This is a genomic window from Bradyrhizobium sp. NAS96.2 (genome assembly GCF_001908235.1).
Classification (GTDB): domain Bacteria; phylum Pseudomonadota; class Alphaproteobacteria; order Rhizobiales; family Xanthobacteraceae; genus Bradyrhizobium.
This window is the reverse complement of record NZ_LGHK01000055.1, coordinates 1-18525: the sequence shown is the minus strand read 5'-3', so window position 1 is coordinate 18525 and position 18525 is coordinate 1. Positions and strand designations below refer to the sequence as shown.

General features: G+C 61.8%; 18 protein-coding genes. 17 read left to right on the top strand and 1 reads right to left on the bottom strand.

Annotated features, from left to right (window positions below):
- Nucleotides 1–235 precede the first annotated feature (235 nt).
- The 12 genes from AC628_RS13740 to AC628_RS13690 all read left to right on the top strand — a co-directional run bounded on the left by AC628_RS13740 (nucleotide 236) and on the right by AC628_RS13690 (nucleotide 14818).
- Nucleotides 236–1834, top strand: coding sequence for a carbohydrate porin (locus AC628_RS13740; RefSeq protein ID WP_143201587.1), 1599 nt, complete (start codon nucleotides 236–238; stop codon nucleotides 1832–1834).
- Between the two features lie 78 nt (nucleotides 1835–1912).
- Complete coding sequence (locus AC628_RS13735; RefSeq protein WP_143201586.1) at nucleotides 1913–3448, top strand: MFS transporter; 1536 nt, start codon at nucleotides 1913–1915, stop codon at nucleotides 3446–3448.
- A gap of 7 nt (nucleotides 3449–3455) precedes the next feature.
- Complete coding sequence (locus tag AC628_RS13730; protein ID WP_074127336.1) at nucleotides 3456–4676, top strand: serine hydrolase domain-containing protein; 1221 nt, start codon at nucleotides 3456–3458, stop codon at nucleotides 4674–4676.
- Nucleotides 4677–4734: 58 nt separating this feature from the next.
- Nucleotides 4735–5610, top strand: a complete 876-nt coding sequence (locus AC628_RS13725; RefSeq protein ID WP_074127335.1) for an SDR family oxidoreductase — start codon at nucleotides 4735–4737, stop codon at nucleotides 5608–5610.
- A 153-nt stretch (nucleotides 5611–5763) separates the two neighbouring features.
- On the top strand, nucleotides 5764–7014 hold the full coding sequence (locus tag AC628_RS13720; RefSeq protein ID WP_083632862.1) for an AGE family epimerase/isomerase: 1251 nt from the start codon (nucleotides 5764–5766) through the stop codon (nucleotides 7012–7014).
- A 107-nt stretch (nucleotides 7015–7121) separates the two neighbouring features.
- On the top strand, nucleotides 7122–10103 hold the full coding sequence (locus AC628_RS13715; RefSeq protein ID WP_074127333.1) for an alpha-mannosidase: 2982 nt from the start codon (nucleotides 7122–7124) through the stop codon (nucleotides 10101–10103).
- A gap of 136 nt (nucleotides 10104–10239) precedes the next feature.
- Nucleotides 10240–10965, top strand: coding sequence for a helix-turn-helix transcriptional regulator (locus AC628_RS13710; RefSeq protein WP_074127332.1), 726 nt, complete (start codon nucleotides 10240–10242; stop codon nucleotides 10963–10965).
- 189 nt (nucleotides 10966–11154) lie between these two features.
- Entirely contained in the window at nucleotides 11155–11790 is a 636-nt protein-coding gene (locus AC628_RS13705; protein WP_074127331.1) for an acyl-homoserine-lactone synthase, read from the top strand.
- Between the two features lie 123 nt (nucleotides 11791–11913).
- Entirely contained in the window at nucleotides 11914–12438 is a 525-nt protein-coding gene (locus tag AC628_RS13700) for a cysteine hydrolase family protein (RefSeq protein WP_074127330.1), read from the top strand.
- Between the two features lie 306 nt (nucleotides 12439–12744).
- Nucleotides 12745–13755, top strand: coding sequence for an ArdC family protein (locus tag AC628_RS13695; RefSeq protein ID WP_074127329.1), 1011 nt, complete (start codon nucleotides 12745–12747; stop codon nucleotides 13753–13755).
- 280 nt (nucleotides 13756–14035) lie between these two features.
- On the top strand, nucleotides 14036–14182 hold the full coding sequence (locus tag AC628_RS43960; RefSeq protein WP_168193369.1) for a hypothetical protein: 147 nt from the start codon (nucleotides 14036–14038) through the stop codon (nucleotides 14180–14182).
- A 15-nt stretch (nucleotides 14183–14197) separates the two neighbouring features.
- Nucleotides 14198–14818 carry a thermonuclease family protein gene (locus AC628_RS13690; protein ID WP_245321166.1) on the top strand — a complete coding sequence of 207 codons (621 nt, stop codon included), beginning with the start codon at nucleotides 14198–14200 and terminating at the stop codon, nucleotides 14816–14818.
- Between the two features lie 248 nt (nucleotides 14819–15066).
- Here AC628_RS13690 and AC628_RS44760 read toward each other — a convergent pair whose 3' ends face one another.
- The gene (locus AC628_RS44760; protein WP_210190201.1) at nucleotides 15067–15213 is read right to left on the bottom strand and encodes a hypothetical protein; all 147 of its coding nucleotides are present in this window, start codon (nucleotides 15211–15213) and stop codon (nucleotides 15067–15069) included.
- 95 nt (nucleotides 15214–15308) lie between these two features.
- Here AC628_RS44760 and AC628_RS13685 point away from each other — a divergent pair, with 95 nt between their 5' ends.
- From AC628_RS13685 to AC628_RS44755, 5 genes are all read left to right on the top strand, one after another.
- On the top strand, nucleotides 15309–16307 hold the full coding sequence (locus AC628_RS13685; protein ID WP_083632858.1) for a DUF2285 domain-containing protein: 999 nt from the start codon (nucleotides 15309–15311) through the stop codon (nucleotides 16305–16307).
- Between the two features lie 162 nt (nucleotides 16308–16469).
- Nucleotides 16470–16679, top strand: a complete 210-nt coding sequence (locus tag AC628_RS13680; RefSeq protein ID WP_083632857.1) for a helix-turn-helix domain-containing protein — start codon at nucleotides 16470–16472, stop codon at nucleotides 16677–16679.
- A gap of 40 nt (nucleotides 16680–16719) precedes the next feature.
- Complete coding sequence (locus tag AC628_RS13675; protein ID WP_083632855.1) at nucleotides 16720–17205, top strand: S26 family signal peptidase; 486 nt, start codon at nucleotides 16720–16722, stop codon at nucleotides 17203–17205.
- Between the two features lie 647 nt (nucleotides 17206–17852).
- Nucleotides 17853–18164, top strand: coding sequence for a DUF736 domain-containing protein (locus AC628_RS13670; RefSeq protein WP_074127325.1), 312 nt, complete (start codon nucleotides 17853–17855; stop codon nucleotides 18162–18164).
- Between the two features lie 104 nt (nucleotides 18165–18268).
- A partial coding sequence (locus AC628_RS44755) for a hypothetical protein (protein ID WP_210190200.1) occupies nucleotides 18269–18525 on the top strand: 257 nt, incomplete at its 3' end.

The following is an 18525-nucleotide window of genomic DNA, read 5'->3' as shown; positions in this document are numbered from 1 at the left end:
AACAAACCCAAAACAAAAATAAATGGAATTGAGTTTATTGCGCCATGCGTCGCGGTCGCGTCGTCTCGCGTGCTATCGGCTTGGTTTTGCCAGATATTTCGCAAAAACTTGCAAGATATAGCAGCCGCTTGCTGCGCTTGTGCCGGCGCTTGACGGCGCGATTGTTGGGGTTATAGAGGATACTCGAAACAAAAATAACATACTCAAACATAAAACATGACGGGGAGGATGGATCATGGATGGACTTGAGAGAGATTGCGGTGGCGCGCGGCGCGATCTTGGCGGCGGGCGAGCGCGCAGTCTGGCCGATGCCGCAATTGCACGGCCGACAACGTGGTTTCACGCGGGGATTGCCGCGTGTGCTTCGCTGGCCCTCCTGGTTGGGACGCCGGCGCACGCCGAGACGGAAGACGGCGCGGGGAGGGCGAAGGGGAGCCACCTGCCTGGAAAACAAGTAGCTGGGCGCAAGAAGCCGGCTCAGGCCGCGGCCCCAGCCGCGCCTCCGGCGCAGTCCGAACCTGCTGCGGCTGCAACCGTCTCGCGCGCCTGGTCCGCGGGGCCGAGTACGACATCGGCGCCAGCTGCTGGCGGTGCCATGTCTCCGGAGGTCGCGAAGATGATCAAGTTCGCCGCCTTCGACAAGTTGTCCATGAAGGGCTGGATCACTACCGTTCCGCCCGCTGCGGAATCCATCTTCCAGGATCCCAACGGGCTACGAACGGCGTTGGCCGAATATGGCATCGGCTACGTCGCCTACAGCACGAACACGTTCACCGCCAACATGCTGAACAACGCTCCGCCCAAGCCGCAAACCTATCAAGGGCAGATACCAACGACCTATTCCTTTTCGGAAGTGACGCTCAGCTATGACCTTGGCCGGGTGGGGCTGACGGGCGGCCAGCTCTCGGTCGGAGCCATGCTGACCGGGACAACCTGGGAGCCACTCGGCCCATCCGGAGCAAAGTTTGCGAACCTCTACTACTTCCAGTCGCTGCTGGACGATACCGTGCAGCTTCAGGCTGGCGTGTTCTACAACGCGCAGAACTACCTTGGCCTCCTTGTGGCTGCCAGCATGGCGACGGGGCCTCAGGCCCTTGTCCCCTACGAGCTTGGTCTCTCGCGGCAGGGTGTGCCTGCGCCAGGCGCCAATCTCATGATCAACCTGCCGTACAATTTCTACAACAAGGCTGGCGTGCAGCGGAGCATTTCGCCGGACGGAGCTGACATCGAACAGCAAGCCAATCCAATCGGCCTTGGATTCTCTAGCCCGGATGCCAAGGCTCTGTTCATCGATGAGTTCGGCTACAAGACGTTTTCGTCACCGACGCAGGGATCGGTCTGGGTGCGCGCCGGCGGCATGTACAATACCTCGCCCTATTTCGACTTTTCCGCCGGACGCAAGACCGACACCAACTGGGGATTCTACGCGGCGGCTGACGTTCAGATTTCCCAGATCTCGTCAGCCCCGTATGAGGCCTATCAAGGCTACTACGTGGGAGGTTTCTATATGACCTCCGACCCCAACAAGAACATGTATCAGAACTATTATGAGGGGCGCATCTACGGCATGGGGATCATTCCCGGGCGCCCGATGGATCAGACCGCCCTCATTCTTGGTTACACCACGCTGAGCAAATCCGCTCTCGACTTTCAGGCGGCACTCACCGGGATCAGACCCTTCGGCGACTATGCGTCGGTAACGGTCAGCAACTCGTTCCGGCTGAATCCGGGCGTCTATCTCATGTTGGGCACAAGCTACAACGTTCATCCGAGTGCGACGCCGCGGTTGAGGAATTCGCTCAACTTCATGGCGAGCTTGACGACCGCATTCTGAGCCGCGCGGCGCGTGTCCTTGCGGTTGAAGCCGTCAGACCAACTGGCAAAAGCACGGTGCGGGCTCACGAGCCCGACCGTGCGCCCCAAAAAGGTTTCTAACATGAATCTCAGAGCGAACTTTGACAGGACTGCTCCTTCACCACCGATGGTCGCGAATAGGCCGCCGATCAGTCCGGTCACGCGGTTACTCTACGGGGTTGGCTCCCTTGCATTCGGCATCAAGGACAACGGCTTCAATGTCCTCCTGCTGCTCTACTATAACCAGGTGATGGGGCTTTCCGCGCAATTGGTCGGAACCATCGCGATGGTTGCCTTGCTGCTCGATGCATTCATTGATCCGATCATTGGTCACGTTTCCGATAGGTGGCGCTCCGCTTGGGGAAGGCGTCATCCGTTCATGTATGTCGCCGCAGTACCGGCCGGACTGACCTATCTCCTGCTATGGAACGCACCGTCAAATTGGAGCCACGCGGCGCTCGCGATCTACTTGCTCGTGACCATTATCGTGGTGCGCAGCTTCCTGGCGCTCTACGAGATACCAAGCTCTGCCTTGGTCGCCGAGCTCTCGAACGATTATGACATCCGAACGGGCCTTCTCAGCTATCGGACGTTCTTCGCATGGTTCGGTGGTGTCAGTATGGCATTCGTTGCCTTCATCGTCTTCCTTCGACCGGACAGCGATCATCCTGTCGGCCAGCTCAACCCGGACGGATATGCAAACTACGGAGTTGTCGCGAGCGTCATCATGTGCGTTGCGATCCTCGTTTCTGCAGCCGGTACGCAGCGACAGATTCCCTGGCTTCAGCAGCCTGGACATAGGGCAGGAGGCGTCATCGCTGCCTTAAGAGAGATGGCGGGGAGCTTCTCCAATCGAGCGTTTCTGGTCCTGCTGGCCGCCGGCGTATGCAGTGCCATGGCGGCCGGAATCCAGATTACGCTGAGCACCTATTTCAACACCTACTTCTGGGGCTTCAACTCAGACCAGCTGTCGGTCTTGATGCTGGGAGTGCTCGCGGCGTCGGTCCTTGGTGCTGTCGCCGCGCCAAGGCTGTCGCGCCGTTTTGGCAAGAAACGGTCGGCCATCGCGCTTTGGCTGCTGTCGATCGTCTTCTACTATTGCCCATTCGTTCTGCGGCTGTCGGACTGCTTCCCCGCCAACGGATCTCCACTGCTCCTGCCGGTCCTCCTGGTCACGATCACTATCTCTCTAACATTGATCGTGAGCTCATCTATCCTCACAGCTTCCATGCTTGCCGATGTCAGCGAGGAAAGCGAGCTGTCGACCGGGCGGCGTTCCGAAGGACTGTTCTTCTCGGCAAACACATTCGCACAGAAATGCGTGTCGGGCGTCGGCCTCTTTACGTCAGGCATGATCCTTACCCTCGTGCATTTTCCTGAAGGGGCAGTGCCTGGTCAGGTTAGTGAGGAAGTCTTGAGAGATCTGGCGCTTACCGCGCTACCCATCCAGGCGGCTCTGTATCTGCTCTCAATCGGCTTGATCGCTGCGTTCCCCATCACGCGCGCGGCCCATGAAGCGAACCTGGCGCGCCTTGCATCGCGCCGATCCGTGGCCTCACGCCCGGCGTCGCAACAATCAAGTCATAAGAATTGAGAAGCGGATGCGCGTTATTGATGTTCTCAAGAGAATCGGTGGCAGCCAGATCGAGGGCCGCTACGATCGCGAGTTCGAGCCGGTCATGCAGGCGTTCTGCGCCAATTTTGTGGAGCGTGGCGAGCTCGGGGCAAGCGTTTGCGTCTTGCACGAGGGCCGCAAGGTGGTCGACCTCTGGGGCGGGCAAGCAAGTTCCAACGGCGCGCGCTGGACACGAGATACCATCTCGCTGGTGTTTTCGGCGACGAAGGGGGCAACGGCGCTCTGTGCCCATCTGCTGGTTGAACGCGGGCTGCTCGACCTCAATGCACCCGTTGCCCGGTATTGGCCGGAATTCGCGCAGGCTGGCAAAGAGAAAACAACCGTTGCCATGGTGCTCAACCATACAGCGGGCTTGCCGCACCTCCGGGAGGCAGTCAAGCCGGGCGGCTTCTACGATGCTGCGTACATGACCGATCTCATTGCGCGTGCCGAGCCATTCTGGCCGCCGGGGTCGCAGTGCGGATATCACGCGTTTACGTTCGGATGGATTATCGGCGAGATCGTGCGGCGGATCACCGGACGCAGCCTTGGTAAATTCTTTCGAGAAGAGCTGGCCATCCCAAATGGGCTGGACTTCTGGATCGGACTGCCGGTGGATCTCGAAGACCATGTAGCAGAGCTTTATCAGCCGCATTACGACGAGACGATCCCGTCGTCGCGGTTCATGCTCGCGGCGTTGCAGCAGCCAGACTCGCCGGCACATCTCTTCCTCGCCAATACCGGTGGCTTTGACTTCAGGAGCCGCGAAGGACGCGCGGCCGAAATTCCCGCGGTCAACGGTGTGACCAATGCGCGTGGTCTCGCCGGTCTCTACGCGCTGGTTGCGAGCAATCGGCTGCTGGCGCGGCACGCGATTGCACGCTTGCGCAAAGTGGCGGTGGCAACGAAGGAAGATGCGACGCTCCTGATGCCAACGCGGTTCAGTTTCGGCTTCATGAAGTCAATCGACAATCGCACCCTGCCGGGTCCGGATCAGAGCTGCGTGCTCTCCAGCCCAGCGTTCGGTCACGCGGGAGCGGGCGGGTCGTTGGGATTCGCAGATCCCCAAGCGCGCCTGAGCTTTGGATATACGATGAACCTGCTGGGTACCGGACTTATGCTCAACAGCCGGGGACAATCGCTCGTGGATGCGACTTACCGGGCTCTCGGCTATCGATCGAACCTCAAAGGCGTGTGGAAGAAGTAGGACTCAGGTCCCTTCGTTTGCCCGACTTTACAATCTACTCGAACATGGATCTTCCAACATGCATGTGCGTCAAACATCAATGCCTTTCAGCGACAAGGCATGGTCCCTGGATGGCAAGGTCGCATTCGTCGCCGGTGCATCTGGCGGAATCAATCTTGCTATCGGCCGCGCGCTGGCAAATGCTGGTGCGAGGATCGCCGTCGTCAGTCGCAATCAGGCCCGGATATCGGAGGCCGCCCGAACCCTCCTGGCTGATGGACACGAGGCTATCGGGCTCGTCGCCGACGTGCGGGACTACGGCCCGGTTGATACTGCCCTGGCGCAGACGGTGGAGCGCTTCGGAAGCATCGATATTGTGGTATCCGGAGCGGCCGGAAATTTCCTTGCGCCGGCGATAGGCATGTCGGCCAATGCCTTCAGGACGGTTGTCGATATCGACCTGATCGGCACCTTCAACGTACTGAGAGCGGCATTTCCGTATCTGCGTAGACCGGGTGCCTCCCTGATCTCGATCACGGCGCCGCAGGGCGCGACTCCGAGTATGTTTCAAGCTCACGCCTGTGCCGCGAAGGCCGGGATCAACATGCTGACGAAATGCCTTGCGATGGAGTGGGGTCCCGCTGGCGTGCGGGTGAATGCTATCTCGCCGGGACCAATAGCGGATACTGTCGGCATGGCGCGGCTGGCGCCTACGGCTGAACTCGAAGCACAGGCGAAGGGGCGAATCCCGTTACGTGACTACGGCACCAAGGACGATGTCACGAACCTCGCACTGTTTCTGGCATCCGACCTGGCGAGCTACATTACGGGTGCCATTCTGAATTGCGATGGTGGCGTCAGCCTCGGAGACAGCTCTGCGGATGCGGTCAACTTCTCGCGCGATGAGCCCGAGCGAGCGAAGGAGCTCGGCCGTCTGAAAGTCGACGGATCCTAGGCCGGCGGATCCAGCGTGTGTCCGAAAAATCGAGTGTCCAGATCTTCCGGCCTCCTCGATGATCTCGACACAAAGAGCTCGGAACCACCAAGTGCTCGCGGTCACGTTCGCATGACGGCATACACTTCTTACCACACGATAGGTCTCATATAGATGGAAGGTCAGTCATCTTCGACGCGATTGGCGGATCCGGGGGCAGGCTTCGCCGCGGCCCGACATGTGCATCAAAGGCTGAGAGCATGGCTACTGGATGACGCTGTTCCGCTGTGGACGAGTGTCGGACTCGATGCCGCCGGCAGCTTCTGTGAGGCCATTTCCCAAGGCGGCCACCCCGTGGTGGCCGCCCGGAGGGCCAGAGTGCCGGCGCGACAGATTTATGCTCTGCTCACCGCCAATCGCCTGGGCGCGCGAATGGAAGTTAAGCCAGTGCTGCGCAGCGTTGACAGATACCTCGCCGATTTTCAGCGCGCAGACGGCCTCTTTCGGAGTCTGCTCTCACATGACGGTATGATTCTGTCAGATGGAGCGGCGCTCTATGATCAAGCTTTCGCCATGCTTGCCGGCGCTGCGGTGGCCCGGCATTCCCGGCGGCGAGCCGAGCGCCTTGCACATTCGGTGCGCGACTGTCTGATAAGAACATATCGGCATTCTGCAGGCGGCTTTTTAGAGAGCGACCGCCCGTCATCGCTGCGCTATGCGAACCCGCACATGCACCTTCTCGAGGCGTGCTTGGTCTGGATCGAGCTTGACGCTAGTGGAACCTGGCATCAGTTGGCGCAGGAGATCGTCGACTTGGCGCTCACACGCTTCATCGGAGCTGGAGGGGCGCTCTACGAATGCTTCAACGCTGATTGGTCACCTCAGGCCGGTATCACCGGTCGCATCATCGAACCCGGACATCAGTTCGAATGGTCTTGGCTTCTGACCAAGTGGGCGAATTCGACGGGGAATGACGCAGTCTATCTGGTTGCTGATCAACTGCAGAAAATTGGCGAAGAACGTGGCGTTGCGCGCCCTCGATCGGTTGCCGTCGACGCTTTACTTGACGACTTCACGGTACTCGAAGACACATCCCGGCTCTGGCCGCAAACCGAACGGCTGAAAGCGGCTGTTGCACGCGCGGAGCGAGGGAATGATGCGTGGTGGGCCGTAGCCGCCGAAGCGGGCGGAAGCCTCGAGCGATTTCTGCAGACGCCGATCAAGGGGCTATGGTGGGACCGGATGTCCGCGAACGGGGAATTCTCCGAAGCAGCCACAGCGAGCTCACTTTACCATCTGGTATGCGCGATAGATACTCTTGATCAAGCGATCCAGCGGCGCGCGGCGGTGCAGGCATCGAGATCTTCGGGAATTGTGCTGATCGGACGTGGTGCCGGCGACTCTGCCGGCTCCGATGCGGGTTAGGAATGATCGATAGGATGGACAGGCGCAGGGAAGACCCGGCGGTCGCCCGGGCTCGCGGGCGCTACCCAAGGTACACGCGCGGCCGATTGGAGCGCTTTGCGCAAAGAATGCTGCGCAGGGTTCACTCCGATCGTGTGCCGGTGGTTTCCCTCGAGCTCGCCGGTCCGACAGAACGCATCGGTCTGCAAGACGCACTGAAGCTCGACTATCGGCCCGTTTCCCTGGGCCGGACACTCGGGCCGCTTTGGGCGACCTATTGGGTCCGCGTTGTGGCCGAGGTGCCCGAGAACTGGGCCGGTGCGAGAGTGGATCTCTATTGGGATAGCCGCTCGGAAGCCTTGCTTTGGCTGAATGGCCTATCGTCGCAAGGACTTAATCCAGGCCGCCACACCGCGACGCTGTCCCGGTCGGCGCACCGGGGAGAGCGCTTCACTTTCCATGTCGAGATTGCCTGCAATGGCCTGTTCGGCGCCTTCGGCAACGAGCCGCATGCGTATACACTGGCGGCGTGCGAGCTGCGTCGCTTCGATCCAGAAGCCTCGGCATTCTATTTTGATTTTGATGTCCTTCGCCAGCTCGAGGCCGATCGTGATCCCTCGACCAGATCGAAATCGTACGGAGGCGTCGGCGAGGTTGTGCAACCGGCCTTGGATAGAACATGGGCCGGCAGGTTGCTCCATGACCTCAACCGTGTATGCAACCTCGCGGATCCCGACGATCGAGCGACATGGCCACAGGCACAGGCGGTGCTCCGCGACTTGCTTGCTGCGCGCAACGGCAGCGTGGCCCATGAACTATCGGCGATCGGCCATGCCCATCTCGACACGGCCTGGCTGTGGCCATTGGACGAAACCCGGCGCAAGGCCCAGCGCAGCTTCTCAACGGCGATCGCGCTGATGGATCGTTACCCCGATTTCAAGTTCACGTGCTCGCAGGCCTATCAATACGCCATCATTGAACAGAACGACCCCGGCCTGTTCGCGCGGATCCGCGCCAAGGTCCAGGCCGGGCAATGGATTCCGGTCGGCGGCAGTTGGGTGGAGCCCGACTGCAACTTGCCTTGGGGGGAGTCGATTTGCCGCCAGTTCCTTTATGGCCAGCGCTACTTCGAGCGGACATTCGGCAAACGTTCCGACGTGTTCTGGAATCCCGACGTCTTCGGCTATGACGGCCAGTTGCCGCAGCTTATGCAACTGGCGGGCATGTCTCGATTCCTGACCCAGAAGCTCTCCTGGAACAAGTTCACCTCGCCGCCGCATCACAGTTTCCACTGGCGCGGCATCGACGGCACCACGGTGCTGACCCATTTTCCGCCCGCGGATACTTACAACGGCTCAGCACAGGTCGCGGAGCTTCGTTATCACGCGGCGAATTACAAGGACGCTGACCGATCGGCCGACGCACTCTATCTGTTTGGATATGGTGACGGCGGCGGCGGGGCCGACGAGACGATGCTCGAGACCTTGCAGCGCGCGAGCGACTTGCAAGGGGCGCCAAGAATCCAGATTCGTACCGCGGACGAGTTTTTTGACCGTCTCGCGCTATCAGCTGAAGATCTGGCCACGATCGAGGGTGAGCTTTATCTCGAATATCATCGCGGTACCTACACGACACAGGGAGAGATCAAGCGTCTCAACCGCGCATGCGAGGCCAGCCTTCAGGCCCTCGAATTCATGGCGACGATTGCGCGTGCATGGGAGCGGCCGGCACCGTCGGCGGCCGACATAGAAGGACTGTGGCGCGCGCTGCTAGTCAATCAGTTTCACGACATCGTTCCCGGAAGCAGCATTCGCGAAGTCTATGAGAGGGCAGAGGCCGATCTCGCTACGGTCGAGGAACAGGCCAAGGGCCGCACCCAAGCGCTGCTGGCCGCCTTGTGCGACTCCACCGGCGCCGGCTGGACCCCGGTCAACAGTCTCGGCAGCTCTCGCGCCGAGGTCACGTCCGATCCCGAGGGCGCGCTGGGCTATGTCGTCGCCGCGCCGTTCGCGGCCGGCGAGGCGGCCACGACGGAGGAGTGCGCCACGGTGTCGGCCGATCCGGACGGGTTCGTGCTGACGAATTCGCAACTCAAGGCGCGCATTGATCGCACGGGCCTTGTTCGGTCGCTGGTCCACTTGCCGACCAGCCGCGAAGCCCTGGCATCGGCCGGTGCCCGGTTTCTGTTGCTTGATGACAGGCCGCTCGACTTCGAGGCGTGGGACATCGATCCGTTTGCGCTGGAGACCGCTCGGGAATTGACGGGGGAGGTAAGCTTCAGCGTCTTGTCGGACGCTGGCCTGAGGGGCGAGGTACGGTTCGAGCGGGCACTCGGAAAGGCGAGCCGGCTCACACAGGTAATCCGATTGGATGCCGGTGCTCATCACCTTGAGTTTGAGACCACCGTCGACTGGCAGGAGCGCCGAACGCTTCTGAAGGTGATGTTTCCCGTTGCCTGCCGCGCATCGCGCGCGACCTATGAAACCATGTTCGGCGCGACCGAGAGGCCGACCCATGCCAATACGGATGCGGACACGGCCAGGTACGAGGTCCCTGGCCATCGCTGGTCGGATATCTCGGAGCCGGATTTCGGCGTGTCGCTGTTCAGCGACTCGAAGCACGGCTATTCGACGTTCGGCAACCAGCTCGCGCTCACGCTGCTGCGCGGCGCTACATCCCCCGATCCGAAAGCCGATATCGGGCAGCACCGCATGCGCTATGCGATCTACCCCCATGAGGGCGATTGGCGCGCCGCCGATACGGTCGGAAGAGCCCTGCGTTTTGCGCGTCCGGTGCTTTGGATCAAGGGGCGGCCACACGAGCCGTTGCAACAGTCCCTCCTGCGGGTGTCCCCGCCCAACGTGGTCGTCGATACGATCAAGCCGGCCGAGGACGGACGCGGCTGGGTGGTACGGCTCTACGAAAGCTCGGGGGTTCAGGCCCGTGCAAAGATCGATTTTGGTGTCGATGTTGCATCGGTGTGGATGAGCAGCATTCTTGAAGATAGACTTGAGGTCATCCCGGCCGGCAGCCGGACTTGCCACCTGTCCCTCCGTCCGTTCCAGATTGCGACACTCCGGGTGTTCCAGGCTGCTTTGCGTGACGACTAGAATAACATTCCATACTCACCTGCGAGCGCGATGATCCAGCAACGCGCGTCCTCGTCGCGCGGTAATCGCAACCTGCGGGGCGAGCCGAGAAAGCCCTCGAGATCGAGGCTCCTACCGGGAAGCGGGCTGCCGGCACATGAAGGCACCTGAACGTCTGCTCGAAGAGTTCGCCGATGCCATCCACACGGCTGAGGAGGCGAGTGGCTTTGAAAGGGTGGCAACGCGGGTAACCGAACAGCTGGGCTTTCGCTGGTTTGCTTACCTCGATGTTGCGAGCGGCGAGCCTGCAATCATCTCGTCCTACCCAAGGAGCTGGACGCGGCGATATGTCGAACATGACTATCAGCGGCTGGATCCGGTGATTCGCCGCGCATCCCGCGAAAACAAGCTGTTCGACTGGGGGAGCACAGCTCCCGATCGGACAGCCAACCAGGCAGAGCGCCATTTCTTCGATGAGGCCAGGACTTTCGGTATCAAGGCAGGACTCACGGTTCCCATCAGGGGCGGGTTTGGCCGGACCGTAGCATTCACGCTCGCCATGGATGAGAGATCGCCTTCGGTCGAGCATCCAGGACAGGACCTGCTTGAGGTCATTCAGCTGATTGCGTTCTATTTTCATGCGCATCTCTCGGCGCGGAGCGGCGGATATCCGCAGCGTTCAAATCCAGACATCTTGACGCAACGCGAACGACAATGTCTGGCCTGGAGCGCTCGGGGGAAGACCATGACGGACATTGCCGTGCTCGTTGGCATTTCGTCGCGGACCGTTTCGTTCCATCTTGAGAACGCACGAACCAAGCTTGGCGCGTCGTCGATTGCGCAATGCGTCGCCGAGGCACTTCGCCGGGGTCTGCTCTCATGAGTCGCCGAGAAGGCGGCCGGCGCAGCGCTGGATCGGTAAGAATGACTCTAAGTTGAGTTTATCTACCTCGTCCGCGGCTGGATCTGGCTAGATCATTCTTCCCAACGTTTGCATCCTGTCAGATTCAACAGGTGAAGCAAATAACACGCTCTGATTGTGTGGTCTCCGCCGGGGGTCGGGAGACTTTGCATGCACGCCGTCGCAATCGAGAGTCATCAGTTTGGGGAGAACGTTGATCTGCTAACGCGGATGTATCAGCTCAGGCGGCGGATATTCCACGATCGGCTCGAATGGGACGTATCTGTCAGTAACGACATGGAGCTCGACGTGTTCGATACGCTCAGTCCATCCTATCTGGCCGTCCTGTCCGATCGCAAGGAAGTGCTGGGATGTGTGCGCCTGCTGCCGACCACCGGCCCTACGATGCTTGGCGATGTATTCGCCTCGTTGCTTGCCGGCGCACCGATGCCACGCGATCGTCGCATCCTCGAAAGCTCCCGTTTTTGTGTTGATACGCAAAGGCTCGCAGATACATCGCCCGGGGGACTGAGCCGTGCGACCTTCATGTTGTTTGCTGCCATGATCGAGTATCTGCGACGCACCGAGTCCTGCTCGATCGTTACCGTCACCGACGTCCGGATGGAGCGAATTCTTCGTCGGGCGGGATGGCCTCTGCAACGCATTGCGCCACCGCAGCCGGTCGGCAGAACGATGGCGTTGGCCGGGTACTTGCACGGCAATGACAGCGCATTCTCTGCATTATGCCGACAGGCGCATATCTCATCACCCGTCCTGGGCATTCCCATGGAATCGGAACAAGCCTGAGTTGGCGCCCTCCGCAGGCGGAGCAGCTCAAGCTGCAAGGGACGAACGGCCATCCTCGCCGACGATGGCGTAATGCTCGGCGTGTCGTGGCAAGGAATTGCCTGAAGTGGATTGGTTGCGGGTATGCTGGCAGATCCTCGAACGAGCAGGGTTGTCCTTGTGAATCCTGCGCGGGTCTTGTCAGCGGGTGAAACCCGCGAGCGGGCGCGAAAGGCGAGAGAAAGCCTGAGGCTTCTTGCTGCCTGCCATGAGTGGTTCGCTGTCCGGGCCTTCGCTATTGGAGACCTCGGTTCGACTGCCTTCGATCCATCGATCAGCCGTCTTTCGAGTGACGCACTAGACCTTTGGACGGATACTGAATTCATCGCTGATATCGAGGCCTCGCAGGGCTGCTGCGTCCTCCTGGGTGGGGGCTGGGTCGACGAGGACATCCTGATGCTCGCGCTGCAGGGGGCGTGGCTCGGCTACGATGTGCGATTGCTGCTCGATCTGTCGTGCGAGCGGTGCGAGGGCGACGAGGCCCTGGTTGTCAAGCGGCTTGTGCTTCACGGTGTGATACCGACGACCGTTCGCCAAACAATGCTGGAGTGGTCGGTTCAGATCGGCGACCGGGATCTCAGGCAATTGGTGAGACAATTCCTGGGCTGACCGGGTGATGAGGACGGTCGCGCATTTCGCGGCGGCGGCGTTGAGCCGGCCTCAGGCGGCCGGCGCTCTCTTGTTTGCGGCCCCCATCGGCGGGGTGGGCGGCGCTCTCGTGTAGCCCCGAACCGGCAAGCCGCAACCGCGCTTCGATCAATCCCCACTTAACAACCTTGTCTTTGAGCGCGGTCCTCCGCTGCCGCTCCGGCCATTCCGGTGCGGCTTGCCTCTGCGTTCGGGGCCGTCCGGTCGCTTTCGCCGCCCACCCCACCTCCGGGGACCTGCGCGGGGAAGAGAGCAAGGACGAGAAACATGTCATACAAGCAAGGCCAGCGCGCGGAGAGGCCGCGCGCGACGCTTTATCAAGAAGTCACCGACCGGATCGTTTCCGAACTCGAGCAGGGCATTGTGCCGTGGGTGCAGCCTTGGGGAAGCGGTGTGGAGCAATCCGCAATAGGCCTGCCGCGTAACGCGGCGACCGGCCGGACCTATTCCGGGATCAACATCCTGATCCTGTGGGGCAGGCTGTTCGACGAAGGCTATCCCTCGCAGCAGTGGCTCACCTTCCGGCAGGCCATTACGCTTGGCGGGACGGTTCGCAAGGGCGAACATGGCGTCGGTATCTGCTATGCCGACAGGTTCGTGCCCAAGGAGCGCCAAACGAATTCGCAGGGCGATCCCTCGTACGCACCGAACGAGGCGGTCGAGCCGCAAGCGGTCGCGTTTCTGCGGCGCTATACCGTGTTCAACGCCGCCCAATGCGACGGCCTGCCGGACCATTGTCACGACCAGGCATCGCCTCTGCCCGAACGGGCGATCGTGCCGGAGGCAGAGGCGCTTGCCCGCGCAACGCTCGCGGATATCCGCCACGGCGGAGACGAGGCCTATTACGAGTGCGAACGGGACTACGTCCAGCTGCCGCCGCACCCGGCCTTCTTCGACCAGATCAACTACTACCGCACCCTGTTCCATGAGCTTGGGCATTGGACCGGGCACGCCAGCCGGTTGAAGCGCGATCAGACCGGCAGTTTCGGGTCCAAACCCTACGCCAGCGAGGAACTGGTCGCCGAGCTGACGGCGGCATTCGTCTGCGCAACGCTCTCCATTCGTCCCACGGTCCGGCATGCCGACTATATCGGCAACTGGATCGATGTTTTGCGCGGCGACAACCGGGCGATCTTTCATGCCGCGAGCAGGGCCTCAAAAGCCGCGGACTTCCTGCTGGCCTTCCGCCCGCAGGTTCTCGCCGTCTCAGCGGCAGCCGTCGATGCGTCAGACATGACCGCCAACGGCGCAGCCGACCATCTGCGACGGCCCGGTTGACGCGGGGAGGGAAAGAGCAGAGGCGGCGGTGACGCTGTGCGTGGCGCGACCGCCTCACGCTCATGACGCTTGGAGCGGCCGACGGCCGAATGGATTCGGCGCAAGCGGAGGCTAACCTTACCGATTCGCAGGCGGAGGCCTCCGCCGCAACCGCCTGTCGGGAGTCCCCAAGTCGTGAACCAAGCCCTAACGCCCCAGGAAATAAGCTTGCGGCACCGGCACAACGACTCAGACTATGAATCCGGCTCGATCCACGGAACGAACTGGACGGAGCCGGCCCATGCCAAATGCATTCAGCATCTTTGTTGACGGCCGTGCCATGGTGAAGCTGTGCGTTGCGCAATTTGTGGTCGGAGGGGCGACGCTCACCGCGACGCTCGTGATGCTGCTGCGGGTTGGGCCCTCGCTGACCGTCGGGGGGCCATAGGCAACGGGTCCGGACATGTGCAAACCGGCCATCCGGGAAGATCGCGTCAGCGCGCACCATGCCGCCGTTCCAGCGAGGCTGGATCAGGTTGATGAGGTGATGCAACTCGCAAGGCGCGCCTTCGCGCTGCTCGTGATGGTCTCGACACCGGCCGATTGGGCGCGCGCCGGCGACGTCGCCGGGCAGGTGAGCGTAATCGATGGTGACACCCTCGAAATCCATGGCACGCGCGTGCGTCTCTACGGGATCGACGCGCCAGAGCACGACCAGCTCTGCCGCGATCCGCACGGCGGCCATTATCGTTGCGGGCAAGTGGCCGCAAACGCTTTGGGCGCCTATATTGGCAGGCAGGCCGTGGCCTGCGTGGAGGTCGATCGCGACCGGTACGGGCGGTCGGTCGCCGTCTGCAGCGTCGGCAAGGTCGACCTTGCCGATTGGCTGGTGCGCGGCGGGCTTGCGATCGACTGGCCGCGCTACAGCAAGGGTGACTACGCGCGGGCTGAAGCCGAGGCGCGAGGCAAGCAAAGCGGCATGTGGAGCGGACGATTTGTCGAACCCTGGCGCTATCGTCAATGCGTCAGCGCCGGAGGACGGCCAAATGCCTGCTCCGCCGAAGGAACGGGCGGGCAGCGATAGCGAGCCGCCGTCATAGGCGTGACCGCAGCGAACGACAGCCGCTGCAACAAGGATCCGTAGCTGGAAGCAAAGAAACCGGACCCATGTGCATCAATGCAGTGGCTGCTCGAGCCTTCTGCACATGGGGCCGGCCTGATCGTCGCCGCGGCTCGGAATGGGCACCTTGCGATGCATCCGGCCTTGTCGTCGCCTTGATCGGCAGGACTTGCAAGGCCGCGGCGGCCTAAGCGTGCGGAAAAGCCGCGCGCTTACTTCTTCATCTTCTTGGTCTTCTTGGCGACCTTCTTGGTCGCCTTCGCCGTCTTCTTCGCTTTCTTGGCTTTCTTGGCCATGTCGTCCTCGTGCTTGGTTGGCTTGACGAATGTGCGAGCGCCGCGAACCGACGCGCGCACCATCAAGCTAATGCTAAGCTAGCAAGATTGATACCAGGTCAGGTTAACGCGTTGCGGTGGGCGTCGCGGACTGATCGGCCATACAGAGGGTGCCGCTCATGCGCTACGGATCCGGACGTTGCGATCCGTCCCCGGAGGCCGCACTTGCCTCTTGTCGACGATCCGCGAGCCCGTCGCACGTGCTTTACGCGTGGCGTCGTCCCGAGAGTCGTTCTCTTGCCCAAATCGACCGGAACGATCATAAGCGCAACCTCGAGGCGTGGTGGACCTTCTTGAACATGCCGCATCACAGACGGGCACGGCAGGGCGCCGGCGCATGGGTTTCCGAGGAGACCCGCTTCGACGCAGCCGATTGGGCGTGGGAGTTCCTGCGGCGCAACGCCAACTATGCCGCGGACTGGCGACGCTCCGTCCCGCAGCATCTGCCATGCCTTACGCTGATCGACGGCACGCGGTTGTTACGGTTGCCCCGGCGCTTCCCGCCTGCGGAAAAGTGGGGCCTTCTGGCCTTCTCGGACCCTGCGCTCGCCGCGCGTCAGGCGCCGGTATTTTGGCATCCGCGCGCCTTGAAAAGAGTGGTGCGGTTGAGGGCGGTGCCGCCAAGTCTGGGTGATCGCGAGGGGGCCCAGGGGGCCCAGGTGCTCGCCGACTTCATGGTCGAGCGTCACGCGGTCATCGACCCTGACGGCTTGCGGCTCCTGCTGATGAAGGGCAGGGGCGTCCATGTCGCCGTCGAACTCCACGATCTCCCGGTTCTGACCCGGCGGTTCCGGCCGGTCTTCGAACTCGAAAGCCTGTCGGACCTTGCGACCCAGACTGAGCTCTTGAAGCGCCTGCAGCGCTTCATGGTGAGAGAGACCGTGTCCTCTGGAACCTCGCCGTTTGGTAGCGACGAGCGGCTCCGCCAAGCGCTGCTCGCCCTCGACGAAAGCCTGAACGGCAAGACCTACCGGCAGATCGCGACCACGATCTTCGGCGCGAAGATGGTCGCCGACGAATGGCAGGGACCGAGTCAATTTCTGAAAGACAGGACACGACGGCTGGTCGCCAAGGGCACCGAGCTGATGAAGGGCGGATACCGCGATCTTCTCGGCTGAAGGGGCAACCTGCCGCTCGCTGGACGAGACTGCCCGCCCGGGGTGGCAAACCGCGCTGGTTGATCTTCGCCACTCGGATTCCCGTGCGATCTGACGACGCTTCTCGTCGCATCCCGTGCCTTGCGGGCTCTGCGAGAGGGAGCGCCGGACGACATGACAAAAATGGAAGACAAGCAGCCTGACAGGCCATTCCTGAATACGGCGGAGGCGGCCGCCTGGCTCAGGCTCACCAAGAACACCCTGGAAAAAATGCGCGTGCAGGGGCGCGGGCCCGTGTACCGGAAGCACGGCCGCTACGTCCGCTATCATATCGAGGATCTCGTGGAATTCTCGCAAGCCAGCAAGCGGAGGTCGACCTCCGATGCGGATTGATCCACGCCGTCGCTTCAGAAGGGGCGCGATCCTCGCAACGATGTGCGGCGGCATCGTCGCGGTGCTCGTTGCCTCTGCCGATCGCGCACCGCTCCTGATCTACAACGCCTCCGGCAGCGCGCCGCTTGGCTTCTACTATCTCGAGCAACGACTGCCTGTGAGGGGAGAGCTTGCGCTGCTGAGGCCACCGCCTTCGATCGAGCTCCTGATAGTTGCGCACGAGATCGTGCCGCCCGCAGTTTCGCTGCTCAAGCAGGTGGCGGCGGTTGCAGGCGATGAAGTCTGCCGCTCAAAGCAACCGGATGCGATTTCGATCAATGGAAAGGTCGTTGCCGAAGTGCAGGAGAAGGATCACGCAGGCCGGCCTCTGCCGTCCTGGGAAGGCTGCATGCGGCTCGTCGACGGCGAGTATTTTCTGCTGCAGCCTCATCCTCTCTCGTTCGATTCCAGGTATTTCGGGCCGGTCCTGAGGTGCGACATTCTTGGCGTCGCGCGTCCGCTCTGGACGTGGAACCCGGATAACTGAGTGGCCGGTGACGACGGGCGCGCGCCCGGAAAGGGCGCGCGCCTTCCTCCAATTCCCGCGGGCGCGAGCCTAATGGCACGTAGCCGGTCCGATCGATGCAGAGCGCCAGGTCCTGACGCAAGCCGTTTCTCCGACCCGGGATACGATCCGTCGAGCTCTCGCCGTTTGCCGCAGGTGGTGATCAGAGCGGACGCTGCGCCCGAGTGGACAATTCTGGCGGCGCCATCGTTTCCTCGTGCGAAATGCGACTGGGGTCGCCGCGCTCGCCGAATTGCATCTTCCTTGCGATTGATCTGAGATGTTGGCGCTCGGCCGGATCGATTGCGCCGTGTCCCTTCGCGCTGTCCCGGAAGCCACGGAAATCTTCGTCAGTTCGAGCCTGGGCTCGCGTCCAACGCACCCTCGAATGGGCTGATCAGGGCCGAGGGACGGCAAGAGCCTCGATCGCCCTCCCGCAACAGCTCACGCCTGCTTTTTTCCCCTGCCGGCCTGGCGGCGGCATTCCTCGCGAGAAGACAAAAAAGCAGGCTCTCGCCGTCCTCCGCTGGCGCTGCGGGCCTTACGGCTGCGGGCCGATCGCTCCTCAAGCCTAAGGATCGCCATCGAGGCTGCGATGGACGCGGCCCGAGCAACAGAGGAAGATTACCATGGCTACCATCGGCACCTTCACCGCTTCGGACAACGGCTACACCGGCTCGATCAAGACGCTGACCCTGAACATCAAGGCCAGGTTCACGGCCTCCGAGAAGGACAACGACAAGGCTCCCGACTACCGCATCTTCGCAGGCGCGACCGAGTTCGGCGCCGCCTGGAAGAAGACCGTCCGCGACAGCGACCGCGAATATCTCTCGGTCAAGCTCGACGATCCGAGCTTCCCGGCTCCGATCTACGCCTCGCTGGTCAAGGTCGAAGGCGAAGAGGGTTTCACCCTGATCTGGTCGCGCCGCAGCGGTGACTGATCGCACCGGATCATCAGCCCCGCCTCCTCGGAGGCGGGGCTTTTTTGCGTTGCTTGCGCCGCTTTGGAGGGAGAAGAGGAGCGCTTTTGTGTTCAGAAGAGGGCTTGGCCGCCTGCAAAATGCGATCAACCGAACGGATTTCGGGGCAGTCTTTTGGGCTCGGCGATGAGGATTTCGCGCCGGTTCGAGCTTCGATTCTCGATCTTCGGAGATGTTATTTTGCCAGCCCCAAGCGCGGCAACGACCCGTTGCTGCAGCGAAATTGTGTTGTTGATGAGCGTGGCATCCTGCGCGGCGCATCGGAATTTTCGCGGCCGGCAACGCTGCGTGGCGTCGATGCAAGGACCTTGTTACGGCAGAG

Bases quoted from the DNA above. Each gene is read 5' to 3' on its own strand.
- AC628_RS13740 (WP_143201587.1), top strand. From the start codon at position 236: ATGGATGGACTTGAGAGAGATTGCGGTGGCGCGCGGCGCGATCTTGGC.
- AC628_RS13730 (WP_074127336.1), top strand. From the start codon at position 3,456: ATGCGCGTTATTGATGTTCTCAAGAGAATCGGTGGCAGCCAGATCGAG.
- AC628_RS13725 (WP_074127335.1), top strand. From the start codon at position 4,735: ATGCATGTGCGTCAAACATCAATGCCTTTCAGCGACAAGGCATGGTCC.
- AC628_RS13720 (WP_083632862.1), top strand. From the start codon at position 5,764: ATGGAAGGTCAGTCATCTTCGACGCGATTGGCGGATCCGGGGGCAGGC.
- AC628_RS13715 (WP_074127333.1), top strand. From the start codon at position 7,122: ATGCTGCGCAGGGTTCACTCCGATCGTGTGCCGGTGGTTTCCCTCGAG.
- AC628_RS13710 (WP_074127332.1), top strand. From the start codon at position 10,240: ATGAAGGCACCTGAACGTCTGCTCGAAGAGTTCGCCGATGCCATCCAC.
- AC628_RS13705 (WP_074127331.1), top strand. From the start codon at position 11,155: ATGCACGCCGTCGCAATCGAGAGTCATCAGTTTGGGGAGAACGTTGAT.
- AC628_RS13700 (WP_074127330.1), top strand. From the start codon at position 11,914: ATGCTGGCAGATCCTCGAACGAGCAGGGTTGTCCTTGTGAATCCTGCG.
- AC628_RS13695 (WP_074127329.1), top strand. From the start codon at position 12,745: ATGTCATACAAGCAAGGCCAGCGCGCGGAGAGGCCGCGCGCGACGCTT.
- AC628_RS43960 (WP_168193369.1), top strand. From the start codon at position 14,036: ATGCCAAATGCATTCAGCATCTTTGTTGACGGCCGTGCCATGGTGAAG.
- AC628_RS13690 (WP_245321166.1), top strand. From the start codon at position 14,198: ATGTGCAAACCGGCCATCCGGGAAGATCGCGTCAGCGCGCACCATGCC.
- AC628_RS44760 (WP_210190201.1), bottom strand. From the start codon at position 15,213: ATGGTGCGCGCGTCGGTTCGCGGCGCTCGCACATTCGTCAAGCCAACC.
- AC628_RS13685 (WP_083632858.1), top strand. From the start codon at position 15,309: ATGCGCTACGGATCCGGACGTTGCGATCCGTCCCCGGAGGCCGCACTT.
- AC628_RS13680 (WP_083632857.1), top strand. From the start codon at position 16,470: ATGGAAGACAAGCAGCCTGACAGGCCATTCCTGAATACGGCGGAGGCG.
- AC628_RS13675 (WP_083632855.1), top strand. From the start codon at position 16,720: ATGTGCGGCGGCATCGTCGCGGTGCTCGTTGCCTCTGCCGATCGCGCA.
- AC628_RS13670 (WP_074127325.1), top strand. From the start codon at position 17,853: ATGGCTACCATCGGCACCTTCACCGCTTCGGACAACGGCTACACCGGC.